The organism is Burkholderia crassaminum (assembly GCF_964265005.1).
Lineage (GTDB): Bacteria > Pseudomonadota > Gammaproteobacteria > Burkholderiales > Burkholderiaceae > Burkholderia.
Genome location: NZ_OZ183801.1, coordinates 930,592 through 947,776 on the forward strand (window position 1 = coordinate 930,592; position 17,185 = coordinate 947,776).

A 17,185-nucleotide genomic window follows, 5' to 3' on the forward strand; every position below is an offset into this window, starting at 1 on the left:
CCTGCGGTCCACGCTCGCCGCGATCCATCACTCGACAGGCCATTGACTATCATGCAAATCACTACCGTTGACCATGAAGCGGCGTTCGTACAGGCCGCGCTGGATGCGCTTCACCGGGACTGCAAGCTCGGCGAGGCGATTTCGCTGGCTTACGGGAAATGTGAATCGACCGCCGGCGTGATCGACCTGATTTTTCCGTTGATCACGAAGAAACTGCGGATCGATTACATCCTCATGTACAGCATCGAAAGCAATCCCCGCACCCTCCTGAAATTTCTTCGGCTGATCGAGTCGCAGCTGATCCGGAACGACGGCTGGACGGCCGCGTCGGTCGAGGCTGCGTTGCAGGGCGTGGCCGATTCCATGAACGTCGGCTGGGACCGTGCGCAGCGCCTGCTGAAGTGCTGCATCCTGTTTTCCGATTCGCCGTTGGAAATCGTCGAAAGCATCACGTTTCTCGGAAGGCACGAGGCCTCGTCGAGATTGAGATCGGCGGCACACGTCATCGAACTCAGTCACCTGGTCAACTGAGCCCTTCCCGTTTTCACGCCTCTCCGAATAGCGACTCATGGACTCCGCGCAAAGCAAATCGCCGCCGTGGCACTCAGCCGTCACCCTGATGTGGCGCAGTCATCCCTGGTTGACCCTGGGCACGGTCCTGACGGGCCTCATCAGCGGCGTGGCGTCGATCGCGGGCGTCGGCCTGATCAGCCGGGTGCTTCACGACCAGGACGATCGACCGATGCTGTTGATGATCTTCATCGCGGTGAACGTCGTCGCGGTGATCTGCCGGAGCGGCGCTGCCGCGATGCCGTCCTACGCGTGCATGAAGATCATGACGCGATTGCGCGTCAACCTGTGCAAGCGCATCCTGGCGACGCCGCTGGAAGACATCGACAGGCGCGGCGCGCCGCATGTGCTGACGATGCTGACGCAAGACATTCCGCAACTGAGCCAGACCCTGCTCACCATACCGACGATCCTGGTTCAATCCGTCATCCTGATGTGCAGCGTCGCCTATCTCGCCTATCTGTCGTGGATCGTTTTCGCGTCGACGGTCACGCTGACGATCGTCGGCCTGGTGCTCTACCTGTTGTTCTATCGAAAGGCGGCCAATTTCACGGAACGCGTGCGCGACGAGTTCGTCCAGTTCAACGAATACACGCACAGCCTCGTGTTCGGCATCAAGGAACTCAAGCTCAACCGGGCCAGACGACGCTGGTTCACCAAGGCGGCGATCGAAGTCTCGTCACGGCGCGTGGCGGGCTACAACTTCATCGAACGCTTCTGGTTCATGACCGGCGACAGCATCGGCCAGGTCACCGTGGCGGTCCTGCTCGGATTCCTGCTGTTCGGCGTGCCGTCTCTCGGCGTCGTGGATCCCGCCGTACTCACGGCGAGCATCCTGGCCGTGCTCTACATGATGGGGCCGCTGACCATGCTGATCAACATTCTGCCGATCGTGGCCGAGGGCAAGACCGCCCTCGCCCGACTCGCGGAATTCGGTTTCCTGATCGACGACACGCCAGATTCATTCGGCAAGCCGCCCTCGCCCGGCATGGGGGAATCCACGCCGATCAGGTCATGGCAGCGTATCGAGTTGCGCGACGTCAAGATGACCTACCGTGACAACGCGTCGTCGGTCGACTTCGTCCTGGGCCCCGTCAACCTGACGATTCACGCCGGAGAACTGATCTATGTGATTGGTGGAAACGGCAGCGGCAAAAGCACACTGGCGAAGGTGCTCAGCGGCCTCTATGCGCCAACCGAAGGCCATATTGCCCTGGACGGAAAGGTCATCGACGATGATGCGCGGGAGCCGTACCGGAATCTGTTTTCCACCGTATTTACCGATTTCCATCTATTCAATCGCATCATCGGGCCGGACCATGAAAGCGCGAGCAGCGAGCGTGCGCGGGAATACCTCGAAACCCTCAAGCTGGCCGGCAAGATCGAAATTCACGACAAGACGTACTCGACGACCACGGCCTTGTCGACGGGGCAGCGCAAGAGACTGGCGTTGCTTTGCGCCTACATCGAGGATCGCCCGATTTATATCCTGGACGAATGGGCTGCCGACCAGGATCCGGTTTTCAAGAAATTCTTCTACGAAGTGCTGGTGCCCGATCTGCAAGCGCGGGGGAAATGCGTGATCATCGTGACCCATGACGATCAGTATTTCAGGCTGGCCGGTCGGGTCATTCGCCTGGATAGCGGTCGCATCTTCTCGGATTCGGCCAGGTGTCCCGTCAGCGCCGACATGGCAGGATGACCGGTGACCCGGGCCGCCGGGTGTCATCGGCGGCGGCGACGATGCGATGCGGGTGTTCGCGCGTACGACCGTCGAACCCTCCGTGCAACGAGCGGGCGTCCGGACGATGCCGCTTCGTCATGTGACGATCCCGTTTTCAACGAACGGCGGATCGCCCGGGCCGGCGACCGCTTCAAGGGCCGAATGCGTCGATCTGACCCGCGGCGCCGCGCGTCGCACCGGATTCGATGGTCGGTGCTTCGTCGGTTTGTCCCGGATATCCGCGACAAATGGATGAGCGGCACGATGTTCGGATCATGTCGGCGCGCGGCGCGCGCAGCTTCAACGCCTCGTCAGGCGTCTTCCGACAGAGTTGAACAGAGGGTCGATGAAGCAGCCGAAGCCGGGACCGCGATCCGATTTGCGAAAGGAAGCGGCGTCATGCCGCCGATGCGCACGGCACGCAATTGTCGATCATCCATTTCGTGAGCCCGTGCCGGCCGCTGATGCCGAGCTTCACCGCGGCACGCTTGATGTACGTCTCGACCGTGCTCTCCTTGACGCCGAGCTCGCCGGCCATTTCGCGCAGCATCTTGCCCGCGAGCAGGCCGAGACACACTTCGCTTTCGCGCGCCGACAGCACGACCGAGGCGCGCGCAAGCCGCGATTCAAACTCGTGGCGCAGCGCCTCGACACCCGACCCGAGCGCCATCGCACCGCGCGGCGTCCCGCTTTCGCGCACGCCCTGCCGCCGCGTCGATGCATGCCACTCGACGAGCGGCAGCAGCGTATCCGCGAAATTTCTCAGGAACGACATCTCCTGCAACGAAAAGTCGTCATGCGACGCCGCGCGATGCAACGAGATCACGTAGCGGCGATTCGCCTTGCGCGACACGAGGTGGCACTGGAATCCCACGCCCGCCCCACGCGGCGGCACGACCTCGCCGCCGTTGCCGCGCCGCATCAGCGGATCGACGTGAATGAGCTGCCGGTCGCAAGCGGCCACGATCCGGTTGCGCAGTGGATGCGTCGCCGGTTCCCGCTCGCCGTGCACGACCGGTGCGCCGCCGCGTCCGTCGTCGCGCGTCGCGCCGAACGCACCGAGCGATTCCACGTGGACCACTTCGCCCGCCGGCTCGTCGAGCGTCCATTCCGTCATCCTGGTGGTTGCGACCGGAATCGATCCGACCAGCAATGCATGCATGTCGGATGCGAACCGCTCACTGCCGGCGCTCGAAATCACCTTCCCGAGCTTCGCGAAGATCGCGACCATCTGACTCTCCTTGTTGTGCGTGCTTGAGGACGGCGGCGCAGGGATTGACGATTGCTGGCGAACCCTGCCATAAGCTGGAACATTTATTTCAGTCATTGAGTGTGGCGGAATAAAAGCGCGCTCTTGGCGTGTTTACCGAATAAAACGCAACAAAAAAGTCGAAACGATTCCTTTGATTGATTTGATGCACGAATACCCTAGCTTCGTATGATATCTACGATTTAAGATATTTTGCAGTCAATTGGATATTTTCTTCAGGCGCTTCGTTCAACAAAACTGAAATCGATTGATGCACCAGTTTTGAATGAATAGATTCGCCATTATTTGCCACGATATTTCGCAACAATCCAGCCATGCATTGCGCGCGGGAGCTTTAGTTTCTGTTTTGTTTCCGTTTGCGAAACATCGCTCGAGAGAAGTTGGGGTGGATTTCATCCAGGATTATTCGTTCTCCACCGTGCTTTTGGCATCGAGCGCCGCTTGTCACACATCGAACAGATTGATACCATTTCGGCGCTGCAAGGGGTGAATCATCAACCGATCTTAAATTGCGAGTGATTTTATTTAAAAATGTGAAACATGAGAATAAATATTCACGCGCAATCGTCCTTTATTGATCGTCGCGGCTAGCGCTTCGTCACGCGATATTCAGTCGAATTCCCCTACTCGCCTGCCGACAGGACAGGCCCGCGCCAGTTGAATAAGAAACCGGGCAACTTCTGGATTTCCTTCCAGAGGTCCGCGGTGATGCGCGTCCGCGAATCGCCGAACCGGTCGCCTTTTCAATCCTGACCGGCCAACGCTTTACCTCGCATCGCTGCTGTTCGAATTGCCGCATCCCGGTATCAACGCGTCATCAGTCGTCTTTCCGATTGTCAAAACCATTCCGAAAAAACTGGAGCACACCATGAGTCAAGACTTCCGAGACGAACCTGCGTCGCGCCGCGCTTTCCTCGCCGATATGGCGAAGCTCGCGGCCGCAGGCGTCGTCACCGGCTGGACGCCGCTCTACCAGATTGCGGCCAACGCGCGGACCGCTGACGCGACGCCGCCCGGTTTCCCGGCCGATATCCCGCTTTACAAGCAGGCGTTCCAGAACTGGAGCGGCGAAATCGCGGTGCAGGACGTATGGACCGCCGCGCCGCGCTCTGCCGACGACGTCGTCGCGGCGGTCAACTGGGCGCGCGCGAACGGCTACCGGATCCGCCCGCGCGGGTACATGCACAACTGGTCGCCGCTGACGCTGGATCCGGGCGCCGGTGCCGCGAACCTGGTGCTGCTCGATACGACGAAGTCGCTGACGGCCGTCTCCGTCGACACGTCGGCACGTCCGGCGCGCGTCACCGCCCAAACGGGCATCTCGCTGGAGTCGTTGCTCGCGACGCTCGAGCAGTATGGCCTCGGTGTGATTGCCGCGCCTGCGCCAGGCGACATCACGCTCGGCGGTGCGCTCGCGATCGATGCACATGGCACTGCCGTGCCGGCGGCCGGTGAAACCTTGCAACCGGGCCACACCTACGGCTCACTGAGCAACCTCGTGGTCGCGCTCACCGCGGTCGTGTACGATCCGGCCCGGCAGCAATACGTGCTGCGCCGGTTCGAGCGCAGCGATCCCGAGATCGGCGCGTTCCTCACGCACATCGGGCGGGCGTTCGTCGTCGAAGTCACGCTGACGGCGGGCCCGAACCAGCGGCTACGCTGCCAGAGCTACGTTGACATTCCGGCATCCGAACTGTTTGCGCCGGCCGGCACGTCGGGCCGCACGATCGCGTCGTATCTCGATCGTGCGGGCCGGGTGGAAGCCATCTGGTTCCCGTTCACCTCCAGCCCGTGGCTTAAGGTCTGGACGCCGACGCCCAGCAAACCGTTCCTGTCGCGCGCCGTCACGCAGCCGTACAACTATCCGTTCTCCGATTCGATCCCGCAGTCCATCTCGGACCTCGTCAAACGGATCGTGATCGGCGGCGAAGGCGCATTGACGCCGCTGTTCGGCCAGACGCAATTGGCCATCACGGCCGCCGGTCTCGCGCTCACGCTTAGCGGGGATATCTGGGGCTGGTCGCGCACCGTGCTGCAGTACATTCGACCGACGACGCTGCGCGTCACCGCGAACGGCTACGCGGTACTGGCGCGGCGCGCCGACGTGCAGCGCGTGATCAGCGAATTCGTGCAGTTCTATCAGAACCGCGTCGACACGTACAAGGCGCGTGGCGAGTATCCGATGAACGGTCCCGTCGAAATCCGTATCACCGGTCTCGACAAGCCGGCCGATGTCGGCGCCGGCGCAGCCGTGCCCACCCTGTCCGCACTCAAGCCGCGCCCCGACCGGCCGGATTGGGACGTCGCCGTGTGGTTCGATATTCTGACGTTACCGGGCACGCCGTCTGCCGATCGCTTCTATCGCGAGATCGAGCAATGGATGCTCTCGAACTACACCGGTTCGTATGCGACGCTTCGCCCCGAATGGTCGAAGGGTTGGGGCTACACCGATACAGCTGCCTGGCAAGACGACACGATGCTCACCAGCACGATTCCGAACCTGCATCGTGAAGGACAGCCGGCGCCGAGCACGTGGGATGCGGCGCGCGCGACCCTCGAACGCTACGACCCGAACCGGATCTTCCGGTCGCCGCTGCTGGATCGGTTGATGCCGTAGCGATCCCGGCGGATGCCGGAGTCGAAATTCGTGGATTGTGCCGATGGCGTTCGCTTGAACGCCAATCGTGGCTGGACAGTCGCGACCCTGCCTCGATTTCACGTACGGCGCCTCATGCGGCGATCGACCCGGCCTGGTAGTCGACGGGGGTAAGGTGGTTGACGAGGGTCCGCTGTTGTCCGGATCCTGATTCCATCACCTGACACCCGCGCACGGGCATCTGCGGGCGAGGTATGCGGATTGCACGGAACCATTTCGCGGTCGTAGCGACTCGCCGACGTCGGAGACAGCGCTCACGGTTACATACACCACTGTCGGCCATTTTCATTCCAGTCGATGTGCTGGCCACATCACCCCGCGGCCAGGCCCGCAACGATCATTCGGCCCTGCCCTTCCCGGTCTACTCGACGTTGTCCGACACATCCGTCAATTCGATCCATGGCTCGACGCGAAACGCGAATGCGTTCAACGTGCGCAATGGCGTGTACAAGCAGTCTCAGGACGTCGATGCGTATATTGATCCACGTTTCAGCGGGCTGCATTGACCATAGCGGCACGCTTGCAGGCCGAGCCGGGTACGCCGGTGGTTGATCCGGTTCGGCGACTGCAGATATCAGGGCGGACGTATTGCCGATGGAAGCGGCGGTACACGGCCGAGTCAAGCAATTGGCTACTCACGACAACGAGACAGAACTCTGTCGACTCGGTAGCCCTCGCGCTGGAACGCACATGGCAACTTCCACCGAGCCCGCCCCCCACTCACACGGCGAGCTCGAAAAACGATCGCGCAACGACCTGGCCATTGACGATCAGCTCGACCTCATGCCGGCCCGCATAGTGCCGGCGCGTCGTGAAATCGCGCATCAGGCGACTATGCCGCAGCGTGACGCGCTGGCCGGGTTCGAGCGTCAGCCCCTTCAGCTTGAACACCTTCGGCGACGCGTCGCCATTCTGCTTCACATACGCGATACGGTAATCGACGACGAGCCGCTGCGCGGTCTCGGCCGTCGATTGCAGCTCGCAGGCAAGCGTGATCGACTCGCCGAGCACTACCTGCGCGGGCGTCACGTCGAACGGGCCGATATCCAGACGCGGTGCGCTGTCGGCACCCAGTATCGCGAGCGCTCGCGCATCGCCCTGCTTCACGAGGGTGCGGAGCGCATGACGGACGATCCATCGCGTATGCGGATGGTCGCCGCCCCATCGTTCGGCCCGATCGAGCACCCACGCCGGATGCGTCTTCGCCACATCGTTCAGGTGATTCGCGACCGAGCGGCGCACATACGCGCTCGAGTCCGAGCGAAGGTTGTCGAGAATCCGCGCGGCCAGCGCCGGGTCGGCCTCGATCTCACGCAGCCGGAACGACCAGGGCAGACGCGGGCGACTTCCCTCGCTTGCCAGCCGGCGTACGGCATCGTCCGCATCCTGCGACCAGGCTTCCATCGTTGCGAGCGCCCGCGCCTGGTCGATGCGCAGGAATTCGCGCACCGCGAATTCCGACGTGCCGAACGGCGTGAAGTATTTCAGCGCGGCCATCGAACGGTCGAAGGCGTGACGACCGTAGTGCCCGACGTAATCGGGGGCGATCAGCGATATGAAACCCCGGCCCAATCGAGGCGCTGCCTCCTCCAACAAGGCCAGCACGGCATCGTACCCGCCCGGTAGCGGTCGTGCGCCCGTGTCGATCGCGACACTGGCGCGCCTGACGCGCTCCATCAGCGTCAAGCCGTCGAGGCCGTCGAGCGCCGTCGCCAGAAATGCCGGCCGGTCGAAGGCAGGCTCGATCGAATGCAGCACGTCGGACAGCGCGTGGAATTGCTGCTTCCCCAGCGATTCCTTCAGCGGGACGGGAACTTGAGTGGTTGTCATGGCGAGGGGATCCGACATGCGCCGCGGATCATCGGGTGCGAAAGCGCACAGTATCGCCGAAGCTCCTGCCAGACTCTGTCAGCAGACTTCGCGTGGCCGGCTTGCGCCGATGCCGATGCCGGTGCCGGTGCCGGTGCCGGTGCCGGTGCCGGTGCCGATGTCGATGTCGATGTCGATGTCGATGTCGATGCCGATGCCGATGCCGATGCCGATGCCGATGCTGGTGCTGGTGCCGGTGCCGGTGCCGGTGCAGCCGACGCGCGCGGATGGCGAACCGCGAGCGGGCGTGCGGTATTCATGCGTTGGTTCTTACCGCGGCTCACGGGATGGATCGTGCGAACCGCCGCCCCAGAGCCGGTTTCGCAACTGACCGCCGGCGAAGGCAATCGCAATCAGCGACAGATAACCGGCGACGAGGAGATGCCGCCAGCTATCGAGCGCGGCGCGATGCGCAACCAGCGCCGCATCGGGCGCCGGTACGGCGAGACTTTCCGGCACGATCGCGCGCGTCATCTGCACGAAGCCCGCCGCCGACAGCACGGGCAGCAGGACGAGCATGGCCAGCAGCACGAACCTCGCGCGACGAAACAACGCATGCCGGCGCAGATGAAACCACAACCCGAGACTGCCGTGGACCCACCCCGGTGCGAGCAGCGCGATCTGCAGCCCCTGCGTGCCGCTCGTGAGGAGCGACACGATGACCCGTTCGTAGTTCGGCTCGAAGCCATAGAACGAGGTCGCCACCCGGGTCCCGACGACATGGCGTATCAACAGCATCGGCAGGCTGAGTCCCGCCCAGAGACGCAGCCATTCGGCGGGCGGCAGCGACCAGTGCCGGCGGCCGTAGATGGTGCGGATCGCCAGCGCGAAATGCAGGCCGGCCGCGCCGTACAGCACGATCGTTCCGGGCACGCTTTGCCAGAGCCCGATCGCCAGGTGCAGCCCGCGCTCGGCGATATCGATCGACCAGATGCCGAGCGCGTGATTGACCATGTGAATGGAAATATAGAGCCACAGCAGGATGCCGGACCCGAGCTGCAGCCTTCGTGCGGTCTTGCGCATCCGGTCATGCGCCGACGCCGGTTGACCGGCATCGGGGCCATGCGTGTGCGGTGCGGGACGCGGTGCACGATTGCGCCGCGGCGGGCGCATGCCGGCGCCCTCCTGCAACCACGATGACCGTTGGGCCTCGCCCACGTTCAGGGCGCCCTCGCGATCTCGCTGCACCCGGCCCGCCGCGTCCCGGGCCTGTCGCTCCCTGTAGTGCATTGGCGCCTCCTCTCGATGCCTCCGGTGCGTGATCGACATACCGGGAAGCAGGCCCGTTTATTCCCGCGATCGTCGACATGCCGCCCGGGAAATGTATCGCGCGACTTCGGGAATAGGCGCCGTGCTCGCCGGGTATACCGTGTGTGAGAGCACGACGGACAACGACCGCTGCACGTCGGCGCCCGTCACATCAAAGCGAGAAACGAGCCGAGTCAAGGAGACCATCATGTCCAACGTTCTGTCCCACTGGATTCTGATCGGCTGCGACGCATACGACGAGTACGTGTTTGTGCCGTGGCTCGATAAATCCGTGTATCTGCGCACGGTCACGCTGCGTCGAGTCTGTCTGTTGTGAGGGCAGCGGTGACGGCAGACGCGCATTGTCGGGCGGAATCCTTCCTGCGCGATGACGTTCGTTCCCAAACCGCCGAGCGCTCGCGGGAGCCTACACACCTTTCCGTCGTGAATGCGGCCGGTCGACGCGACCTGTAGCACGTGGCAATGCCATGACTTCACATCCAGCACCCGTGCCGCGCATCTGCGGTGCGACACGCCCCGTCACACGATTGGCGGATGGCAAAACCTTGTAATTTCAGTGTAATATCCGCTGCATAAGACCATTTGTATTATCAATCGAAATAATGAAAACAGTCTGCCGGATTCAACCTGGCGACTGAAACGGGGAAAGCTTGAACTCGCCATTCAATACCGGGGCATCCGGATCCGTTGGGCCGTACGTGCCAATTCACGTCGGCCGGATCTCTTCTTCTCTACGCCGCACTTCCTGTGCGGCCGTCCCGATTCCGACTGATATCCCGCGCTGAGCGGCCCGTTCCGCGTCGCGCGCCTTCGTAGCACGCGTCCGGTACGCCGCCATCCCGCGATTCGACAAACGTGCGCATGCCCGCACGGCACCCTCACGTCGATCGACAAAACGAAGAGGATTACTGAATTATGACTGCGTGTACCCACTGCGGGACCGATCTGCCCGGCGGCCTCAAGTTCTGCAGGCAATGCGGAACACCGGTTGCGGCCCCCCGTAACGAAGCGGCCGGCACACCATGCCGGGGCTGCCATGCCGTTCTGACGCCAAACCAGCGTTTCTGCAACAAGTGCGGGACGCCCGTCGCATCCGCGAATGACGTTGGCACGATCGACATCGATGTGCCCGCGCCGCCGGCCGAGTCGGCACGGCAACCCGCGTACGCGGCCGCGGAATCGGCTCACGAGCCCGCGCACGGCATCGCAACCGCACAAAGTGCGCAAACGGATATCGACGTCGAATCACCGGCAGCGAACACCACCCCGAATGACATCCCGCACGTCGCGAGCATCACCGATCCGGAATCTGGTCGCGCGAGCGCACCACTGCAATCGCACGACACTGCGGCAAACGCCACGCACACGGCAGCGGCAGACCATCGCGGCGACGCGGCCGCTGCATCGCATGTCGCGCCCGTCGTCACCGATGTGCAGTCCGGGCCTGCGGGTGCATCGGCAAGCATCGGCGCGGCGCTCACCGCCGACGAAATGAACGCCGTCGAAGCAGTTGCCGAATCTCAAGACGTACCGAATGCCGATACCCCGCCGGCGTCGGCCGAACCCGTACGTCCGGAATCCGACGCGGTACCCCGGCCGATCACACAGCCCGCGACGACGAACGACGATCCGTCGGCAAAACTCAAGATCATTGCAGCGGGCGTCGCGGTCGCCGTCGCCTGTGCGGGCGGCGCATTCTGGTGGCACGGCCGCCAGGCGAGCGAACCCGCAACGCCCGAACCGGTCGCCGCATCCGCGGTTCCGGCCGTCACGGCCAACGCCGCGTCGGACATCACTGGTGCGGGTACCGTCATCGCCAGCGCGGTCGTTGCGACGACGCCGGCCGACGCACCAGCGTCCGCGCCGATCGATACGGCCACCGCCGCCGCAGCTACGACCTCGCCCGCGTCGGGCCCGGCTGTCGTCACGAATGTCGCGACGGCTTCCGCACCCGCGACAGCACCGTCGTCGAACACGGCGCCGGCCTCTGCGAACGCACAGCAAACGTCGCCCTTCGCGAAACTGCAGGACGACACGCCCGCGCCGCCTGCACCTGCCGCCGTTGCGGACGCATCGCGCAGCAAGCCGCGCCCTACACCGCCCGTGCGCCCCTCTACGGCGGCCAACCCTGCATCGCCCGCCGTCGACGGCCTGCTGAAACGCGCGCAGGGCGACCTGTCGCGCGGCCAGTACGACAAGGCCGTCGCGACAGCGGAAAGCGTACTTGCGATCGAGCCCGGCAACCGTCCGGCGAAGACGCTCATCGACAAGGCGAAGGCGCGGCAGATGGATGCACTGCGCAACAACAGCACACTTGAATGAAGCGCCGGAGAACACCGACATGACCATCCAGAAAACCCTCGCCGCGGCCTGCGCGGTAACCCTGCTCGCCAGCGGCTGCGCCACCCAGAACGGGACCGGCGGGATCTCGTCCGAATCCGTGTTGCGCTGTACGGCGCTCGGCGCCGGCGGCGCACTGGTCGGCGCGCTGATCGGCGGCACCAAGGGCGCGATCGGCGGCGCGGTTGCCGGGCTCGCCGCATGCGCCGTGATCGAAGTCGCGACGCGGCAGACGAAGACAGCGGCCGAAGTCGATCGCGATTACCGCGCGAACAACCGCAACAACCTGCCGCCGTACGCGAAGATCGACGCGTACACCACGGTCGTGACGCCGCGCTCCGCCGTCAAGACCGGCGAGCCGATCAAGCTGGCCTCGCAGATTCGCGCGGTGTCCGGCACGAACGAGCCCGTCCAGGAGGTCAAGGAAGTCGTGACCGTTTATGCGCCGTCGGGCGAGCAGTTCAAGCGTGGCGAGAAGGTCGTCAACGCGACGCCGGGCAGCGGCGAATTCGACAACAGCTTCACGCTGAAACTGCCGTCGGGTGCGCCGCAAGGCACCTACACGCTGAAAAGCCAGGTCTATCTGAACGGCAAGCCGGGCTCGGTCCGGCAGTCCAGCATCCAGCTCGCGCAGGTCGACGGCGTCACCGTCGTCGCGCTGCTCGACGCCCCCACCGCACATTGACCGGCCCGCACCTGCAAGGAGATTCAACAATGTCAACGCTCGATCAAGCCCCCGTGTCGGGGAAGTTCGGACTACTTCGCGCCGCCGAGGCGGTCACGAACTGGCGCGCACTCGCGATGTGTGCTTTCGCGATCGTCGCCAGCATGCTGATGGCCATGCTCACGATCCAGGTACTCCGTCACAGCCCCGTGCTCGGCCTGCTGTTCATCATCGCGACCTTCGCGATCTCGCTGATCGGCTATTCGGCGGTCGGCATCGTGCTGATGCGCGATGCGCAGGGCGAGCCGGTCGGATTCGTCGACGCGCTGCTGCAAGCGACGTTCACCGTCCACCGCCTTCTCGGGATCGGCGTGCTGCTCGCGGTCGGCTGGATACTGTTTCTGCTCGCGCTGCTGATCGTGTTCCTGGTCTGCAAGATCCCGGGCCTCGGCCCGCTGCTGTATGCGATCGCGTATCCGATCGCGGCGATCGTCGCGGGCGCGATCTTCGCCGGCATGTGGTACGTCGGCTATCCGCTTGCCGCGCCCGCCATCTGGCAGGGCAACTCGACGCTGCAGACCGCCGCGCGCCTGCTGCAGATCGGCCGCCGCCAGCTGCTCGGCGTGATCGTCAGGATGTTCGGGCTGCTGCTGCTCGTCGGCGTCCTGTCCGCGATCGTATTCGGTATTCTCGGCACGGGCGCCGCGATCGCGTCGTCGATCTCGGCGGCAACCGGCACCAGCCCGTTGGGCGGCCTGATGGGCTCGCTCGGCGGCCTGGGCGGCCTCGGCCGGCACGCCGGCGCCTACGGCCTCGGCGCGGATGCAGCGGAGGGCGGGCTCGGCGGCCTGGGCGGATTCGACTACCGCAGCATGGCCTATCTGGGCGCGTACGGCTTCGGCAACGGCCTGCTGTTCGCGATCGGCCTCGTGATTCCGTTCCTGACCTTCGTCAACGGCACGTGCCTCATCTATCTGCAGACGGTCAGCGGCGTCGATTTCTCCGCGGCCGAAGAGAAACTGAGCCAGCACGTCGCGGACGCGAAACGCCACGCCGAACAGGCACGCGAGCGCGCCGCCGATCACCTCGCGAAGGCTCGCGATTCGCACACGGCCGGCGCGACGGGCACGGCTTCGCTGCCGACACCGGATACGGGATCGCCCGCTGCGGACGAAGCCGCAGCGTGTGCGCAATGTCACAAGCCGATGGCCGCCGACGACCTGTTCTGCGGCGAATGCGGGGCGCGCCGTCACGCGTGACGGCTGCATGATCGCGGATCAACGCGCGGCCCGCGGTCAGGTATTGCCGCGGGCCGCGGGCCTCGCGCAAACGACAGGCACGCTCCGGCGCCTGACGTAGCCGTTCCCGGCCTGCGCCGCGGGCTCTCGTACGACTTCGGTCGTGCAACGCGGCCGTGCAATGCGACGTGCGATCCGCGCCGTCGATCCGATGCGCGCGTGGATCGCCGTCGCCGCGCTCAGTACAGCCCAGCGACGGTGCGAGCCGGGAGTTCGCGATCGTACGATTCGCCGTCGAACGTGCCACCGCTCAGCCGCCGATGCATCGCACCCGCGCTCGGCAGACTGTCACGTTCGATCCGCGCGCCCGGATCCCAGAGACGCGAACGCACGAGGGCCTTCGAGCAGTGGAAATAGGCCGCGTCGATATGAATCAACAGCACCGTGCGCGGCATTTTCCCGTCGACGGCAAGGCGCGCGAGCAGGTCGGGCTCGGCGCTGATCGTCGCGCGGCCGTTCACGCGCAACGTCTCGCCGACCCCGGGAATCAGGAACAGCAGCGACACGCGCGGATCGGCCACGATATTGCGCAGCGTATCGATCCGGTTGTTGCCCGGCCGATCCGGCAGCGCGAGCGTTTTCGGATCGACGATCGACACGAATCCCGCGCGATCGCCGCGCGGTGAAACATCGGTGCCGTGCGGCCCGACCGACGACAGCGCGACGAACGGCGACGCGCGCACAAATGCCTGATAGTCGTCGTTCAGGTGATCGATTTCCTTCCACATCGCACGTTCGTGCGGTGTCCCGTAGATCGCCTCGAGTTGCGCGATGGTCGTGATCTCGTGATTCACATCAGCATCCTTGCGTCGACGTTGCGGCGCGGGGATGAACCGGGCGCGCCGTGCTGCCATCGTACACGCGCCGCCCGCTCGCCGTTTGCCCGTTCATGCCGTCGCGATTTCCCGGACTGCGCGACGCGCCTGTCCCCGCCCTCACCACGCGGCAAACACGTCCTGCGCGATCCCGAAGCCCGTGCTCATCCCGGCGCCGCTCGTCACGACGACGACGCGCGTGCCGTCGTCCGGCGCTTCGATCACGCAATCGGCATCGGATGCCGACGGATAGCTGCCGGTCCAGCGTTCGACGACATCCAGTTCCGGCACATCGAGCGTCTCGTGCAGCAGGCGCAGGATCTGCGCATCGATCTCCTGCGTCGCGAACGGCAGCGGTGCGGCGCCGTATTCATGCGAATCGCCCACCACGAGACTGCCGTCGGCGCTCTGCACCGCGATCAGGTGGATGCCGTAACCGAGGCACACGGGCTCCTCCGCGTTCAGGCGCGTACGCAACGCGCCGGCTGCGGGCAGCGCCGCGAAACCCGAATACCGCAGCAGGCTCAGGTCGCTCATCACCGCGGCGCGCAGCGCCAGCGGGCGGCGCGGCCGCACGCGCAGCATCTGCAACTGGCACAGGCGGACCTCGTGCTTCGCGAACCAGTCGCCGTACAGGTGTCGGCTGTCCGCATTGCCGCAGACGATCACGCGCTCCGCGTGCAGCACGCCACGCGACGTACGCACGGACGGCGTGCGCACCTCGTGCACCATCTCGCCATAGCGAAACCGCACGCCGAAACGTTCCGTCAGCCATGACGCGAGCAACCCGATCGCGGTACGCGGCTCGATGCGCAATTCATGCGGGCTGTGCAGGACGCCTTGCGCGCCGTCCAGCCGCAGTTCCGGCGCCACGGCCGCCGCTTCGCCGGGTGTCATGACCCGGCAGCCGTCGGCCATGCCGGTCTGCATGAAAGCGTCGATCAGGTGCATCGCCTCGGGGCGACGCGCAATCAGGTGAAGGCCCTTGTGAAGCACATCGATGCCGGCTTGCGGCGCCACGTCCGCCCAGACCTCGCGGCTCGCCCGCGCACGCCGCCAGCTGTGTTCGGCGTGCTGCCCGGTGACGGTGACGAAACCGAAATTGCGAATCGACGCGCCCACGCATGCGGCATCGCGTTCGATCACGCAGACGCGCAGTCCCTTGAGTGCCGCCGTATAGGCATGGGCCAGGCCGACGATGCCGGCGCCGACGACGATCACGTCATAAGCATCTGCCGCTGCGATGGCGTTCACGATTTGCATGCTCCTTCTGTCGAGATGACACGCACCGCCCCTTCGGGGCCGGTGCGTCGGTTGCCGCTCGCCGCGCCCCATGGACGGATTCCCGGGAGCGGGGCGAACGGGCCGGCTCGCGCCGTTCATTCCCGGGCCTTGTCGCCCGATCCCGCACTATCGCGACACGAGATGACATCCGCGTGAAATACCACAAAACAGCATGAATTGGCACATTTCGCCATCGCATGACACGGCGGAAATTCGCACCGACGTGTCGGCGCGGCACGTTCGCATGCGCTGTAATCACGTTGATGAAACCCCGTGTCGGCATACGGATGACGCGCCGAAAGACAGCGACGTATTGCGCAAACGCGATTCGCACGCACATCGGAACAGCATTCCGCGCACCACGCGCCTTCCCTTGCCGCGCGTCCGTACCGGATCTCCGGAGCCCGCATGATGACGTGGCCATTCAAGCCACTTCATGTTGTTTTGCGGTTTCTCAGCGCGTGTCACCGAGGATCGCGACATTGTCGCGGCAACGGCGCGAGCCCGGCCGCAAGCTCGGCCACGCGTTCGGCCGCCGGCACGATGCACGCGATCTTGCCTACCCCCTGCCCCGCATAGAGCGACAGCTTGCGTGCCATGCGCGGGGGGTCGATCGCGCGTGCGCCACCGCCGATGAAACGCAACAGGTTCCATTTGTCCCGGTTCGGGATCACGCGATGCGGGGTGCCGTAGGCCCAGCCATACGAGTAGCCGGTCCGATACTCGGTATCGTCCACCGTGGCGTCCACGATCTTCTGCTTGTACAGCGGATGCGCAATCGATTCGTCGGTCGCGACGAACGCCGTGCCGACGAGCACGCCCGATGCCCCGAGCGCCATCGCCGCCCGCACGTCGTCCCGCGTCGTGATGCCGCCCGCCGCCAGCACGTGCCGCCCCTCGGCGATCTCGCGAATCGCCGGCAGCAACGCAGTCAGCCCGATCGCGCCGCGGTTCATGTGTCCGCCGCTCTCGCTGCCTTGCGCGGCGATGATGTCCGCGCCGCACGCGATCGCCTTGCGTGCCAGCGCAACCGACCCCACCTGGACCATGACCAGCATGCCGGCGTCTTTTGCGCGCGGAATGATGTCGGCCGCTTCGTCTTCCGCATAGAACAGCGACAGGAGCTTCGGCCTTTGCTCGAGCACCACCCGGAACTGGGCCTCGAATACGGCGGGGCCCCCGAATTGCGGCACGAGATTCACGCCGAACGGCTGGTCCGTCAGTTCGCGGGTCTGCTGGATCCACTTGCGCAGCGCGAGCGGCGGCAGCCGCAGCCCGCCGAGGATGCCCAGCCCACCCGCATTGCATACCGCACTGACGAGCTGCGGCCCCGAGAGCGCGGCCATGCCGGCCAGAAAGACCGGATAGCGCACGCCGCACAAGCGCTCGATCGTGGGCGCGCCGGAGGATTGTTCGATGGATTCCAC

General features: G+C 64.8%; 13 protein-coding genes and 2 pseudogenes. 9 read left to right on the plus strand and 6 right to left on the minus strand.

Going from position 1 to position 17,185, the window contains the following annotated elements:
- The first annotated feature begins 51 nt into the window (after positions 1 to 51).
- Together ACPTTF_RS37300 and ACPTTF_RS37305 are read left to right on the plus strand one after the other, a co-directional pair.
- On the plus strand, positions 52 to 531 hold the full coding sequence (locus ACPTTF_RS37300) for a hypothetical protein (protein ID WP_423372492.1): 480 nt from the start codon (positions 52 to 54) through the stop codon (positions 529 to 531).
- Positions 532 to 568: 37 nt separating this feature from the next.
- Complete coding sequence (locus ACPTTF_RS37305; protein ID WP_423372493.1) at positions 569 to 2,272, plus strand: cyclic peptide export ABC transporter; 1,704 nt, start codon at positions 569 to 571, stop codon at positions 2,270 to 2,272.
- Between the two features lie 418 nt (positions 2,273 to 2,690).
- Here ACPTTF_RS37305 and ACPTTF_RS37310 read toward each other — a convergent pair whose 3' ends face one another.
- The gene (locus ACPTTF_RS37310; RefSeq protein ID WP_423372494.1) at positions 2,691 to 3,524 is read right to left on the minus strand and encodes a response regulator transcription factor; all 834 of its coding nucleotides are present in this window, start codon (positions 3,522 to 3,524) and stop codon (positions 2,691 to 2,693) included.
- 907 nt (positions 3,525 to 4,431) lie between these two features.
- On the opposite strand from ACPTTF_RS37310, the gene ACPTTF_RS37315 reads away from it, so the two are divergent.
- Both ACPTTF_RS37315 and ACPTTF_RS37320 read left to right on the plus strand, forming a co-directional pair.
- Positions 4,432 to 6,180, plus strand: a complete 1,749-nt coding sequence (locus tag ACPTTF_RS37315; protein WP_423372495.1) for a cholesterol oxidase substrate-binding domain-containing protein — start codon at positions 4,432 to 4,434, stop codon at positions 6,178 to 6,180.
- 425 nt (positions 6,181 to 6,605) lie between these two features.
- A pseudogene (locus tag ACPTTF_RS37320) lies at positions 6,606 to 6,725 on the plus strand (ABC transporter substrate-binding protein); the annotation flags it as partial.
- A 214-nt stretch (positions 6,726 to 6,939) separates the two neighbouring features.
- Here ACPTTF_RS37320 and ACPTTF_RS37325 read toward each other — a convergent pair.
- Both ACPTTF_RS37325 and ACPTTF_RS37330 read right to left on the minus strand, forming a co-directional pair.
- Entirely contained in the window at positions 6,940 to 8,049 is a 1,110-nt protein-coding gene (locus ACPTTF_RS37325; RefSeq protein ID WP_423372496.1) for a DNA alkylation repair protein, read from the minus strand.
- Between the two features lie 309 nt (positions 8,050 to 8,358).
- The gene (locus tag ACPTTF_RS37330; RefSeq protein ID WP_423372497.1) at positions 8,359 to 9,318 is read right to left on the minus strand and encodes a hypothetical protein; all 960 of its coding nucleotides are present in this window, start codon (positions 9,316 to 9,318) and stop codon (positions 8,359 to 8,361) included.
- Positions 9,319 to 9,544: 226 nt separating this feature from the next.
- Between ACPTTF_RS37330 and ACPTTF_RS37335 the strand changes: the two genes are divergently transcribed.
- The 5 genes and pseudogenes from ACPTTF_RS37335 (at position 9,545) to ACPTTF_RS37355 (ending at position 13,620) form a co-directional block, all read left to right on the plus strand.
- On the plus strand, positions 9,545 to 9,673 hold the full coding sequence (locus ACPTTF_RS37335) for a hypothetical protein (protein ID WP_021162513.1): 129 nt from the start codon (positions 9,545 to 9,547) through the stop codon (positions 9,671 to 9,673).
- Positions 9,674 to 10,272: 599 nt separating this feature from the next.
- Positions 10,273 to 10,425: pseudogene (locus tag ACPTTF_RS37340) on the plus strand (double zinc ribbon domain-containing protein); the annotation flags it as partial.
- A gap of 57 nt (positions 10,426 to 10,482) precedes the next feature.
- Entirely contained in the window at positions 10,483 to 11,679 is a 1,197-nt protein-coding gene (locus ACPTTF_RS37345) for a hypothetical protein (protein WP_423372634.1), read from the plus strand.
- Between the two features lie 19 nt (positions 11,680 to 11,698).
- Positions 11,699 to 12,382, plus strand: a complete 684-nt coding sequence (locus ACPTTF_RS37350) for a hypothetical protein (RefSeq protein WP_423372498.1) — start codon at positions 11,699 to 11,701, stop codon at positions 12,380 to 12,382.
- Between the two features lie 29 nt (positions 12,383 to 12,411).
- A complete protein-coding gene (locus tag ACPTTF_RS37355; RefSeq protein ID WP_166959074.1) occupies positions 12,412 to 13,620 on the plus strand; it encodes a hypothetical protein in 1,209 nt (402 codons plus the stop codon).
- Between the two features lie 218 nt (positions 13,621 to 13,838).
- On the opposite strand, the gene ACPTTF_RS37360 is transcribed toward ACPTTF_RS37355, so the two are convergent.
- The 3 genes from ACPTTF_RS37360 to ACPTTF_RS37370 form a co-directional block, all read right to left on the minus strand.
- A complete protein-coding gene (locus ACPTTF_RS37360) occupies positions 13,839 to 14,453 on the minus strand; it encodes a pyridoxamine 5'-phosphate oxidase family protein (protein ID WP_347814777.1) in 615 nt (204 codons plus the stop codon).
- Positions 14,454 to 14,594: 141 nt separating this feature from the next.
- Positions 14,595 to 15,728: a TIGR03364 family FAD-dependent oxidoreductase gene (locus ACPTTF_RS37365; protein WP_423372499.1), complete on the minus strand. Its 1,134-nt coding sequence runs from the start codon at positions 15,726 to 15,728 to the stop codon at positions 14,595 to 14,597.
- Positions 15,729 to 16,222: 494 nt separating this feature from the next.
- Positions 16,223 to 17,185, minus strand: coding sequence for an NAD(P)H-dependent flavin oxidoreductase (locus ACPTTF_RS37370; protein ID WP_423372500.1), 963 nt, complete (start codon positions 17,183 to 17,185; stop codon positions 16,223 to 16,225).

Bases quoted from the DNA above. Each gene is read 5' to 3' on its own strand.
- ACPTTF_RS37315 (WP_423372495.1), top strand. From the start codon at position 4,432: ATGAGTCAAGACTTCCGAGACGAACCTGCGTCGCGCCGCGCTTTCCTC.
- ACPTTF_RS37350 (WP_423372498.1), top strand. From the start codon at position 11,699: ATGACCATCCAGAAAACCCTCGCCGCGGCCTGCGCGGTAACCCTGCTC.
- ACPTTF_RS37325 (WP_423372496.1), bottom strand. From the start codon at position 8,049: ATGACAACCACTCAAGTTCCCGTCCCGCTGAAGGAATCGCTGGGGAAG.
- ACPTTF_RS37300 (WP_423372492.1), top strand. From the start codon at position 52: ATGCAAATCACTACCGTTGACCATGAAGCGGCGTTCGTACAGGCCGCG.
- ACPTTF_RS37335 (WP_021162513.1), top strand. From the start codon at position 9,545: ATGTCCAACGTTCTGTCCCACTGGATTCTGATCGGCTGCGACGCATAC.
- ACPTTF_RS37355 (WP_166959074.1), top strand. From the start codon at position 12,412: ATGTCAACGCTCGATCAAGCCCCCGTGTCGGGGAAGTTCGGACTACTT.
- ACPTTF_RS37310 (WP_423372494.1), bottom strand. From the start codon at position 3,524: ATGGTCGCGATCTTCGCGAAGCTCGGGAAGGTGATTTCGAGCGCCGGC.
- ACPTTF_RS37305 (WP_423372493.1), top strand. From the start codon at position 569: ATGGACTCCGCGCAAAGCAAATCGCCGCCGTGGCACTCAGCCGTCACC.
- ACPTTF_RS37330 (WP_423372497.1), bottom strand. From the start codon at position 9,318: ATGCACTACAGGGAGCGACAGGCCCGGGACGCGGCGGGCCGGGTGCAG.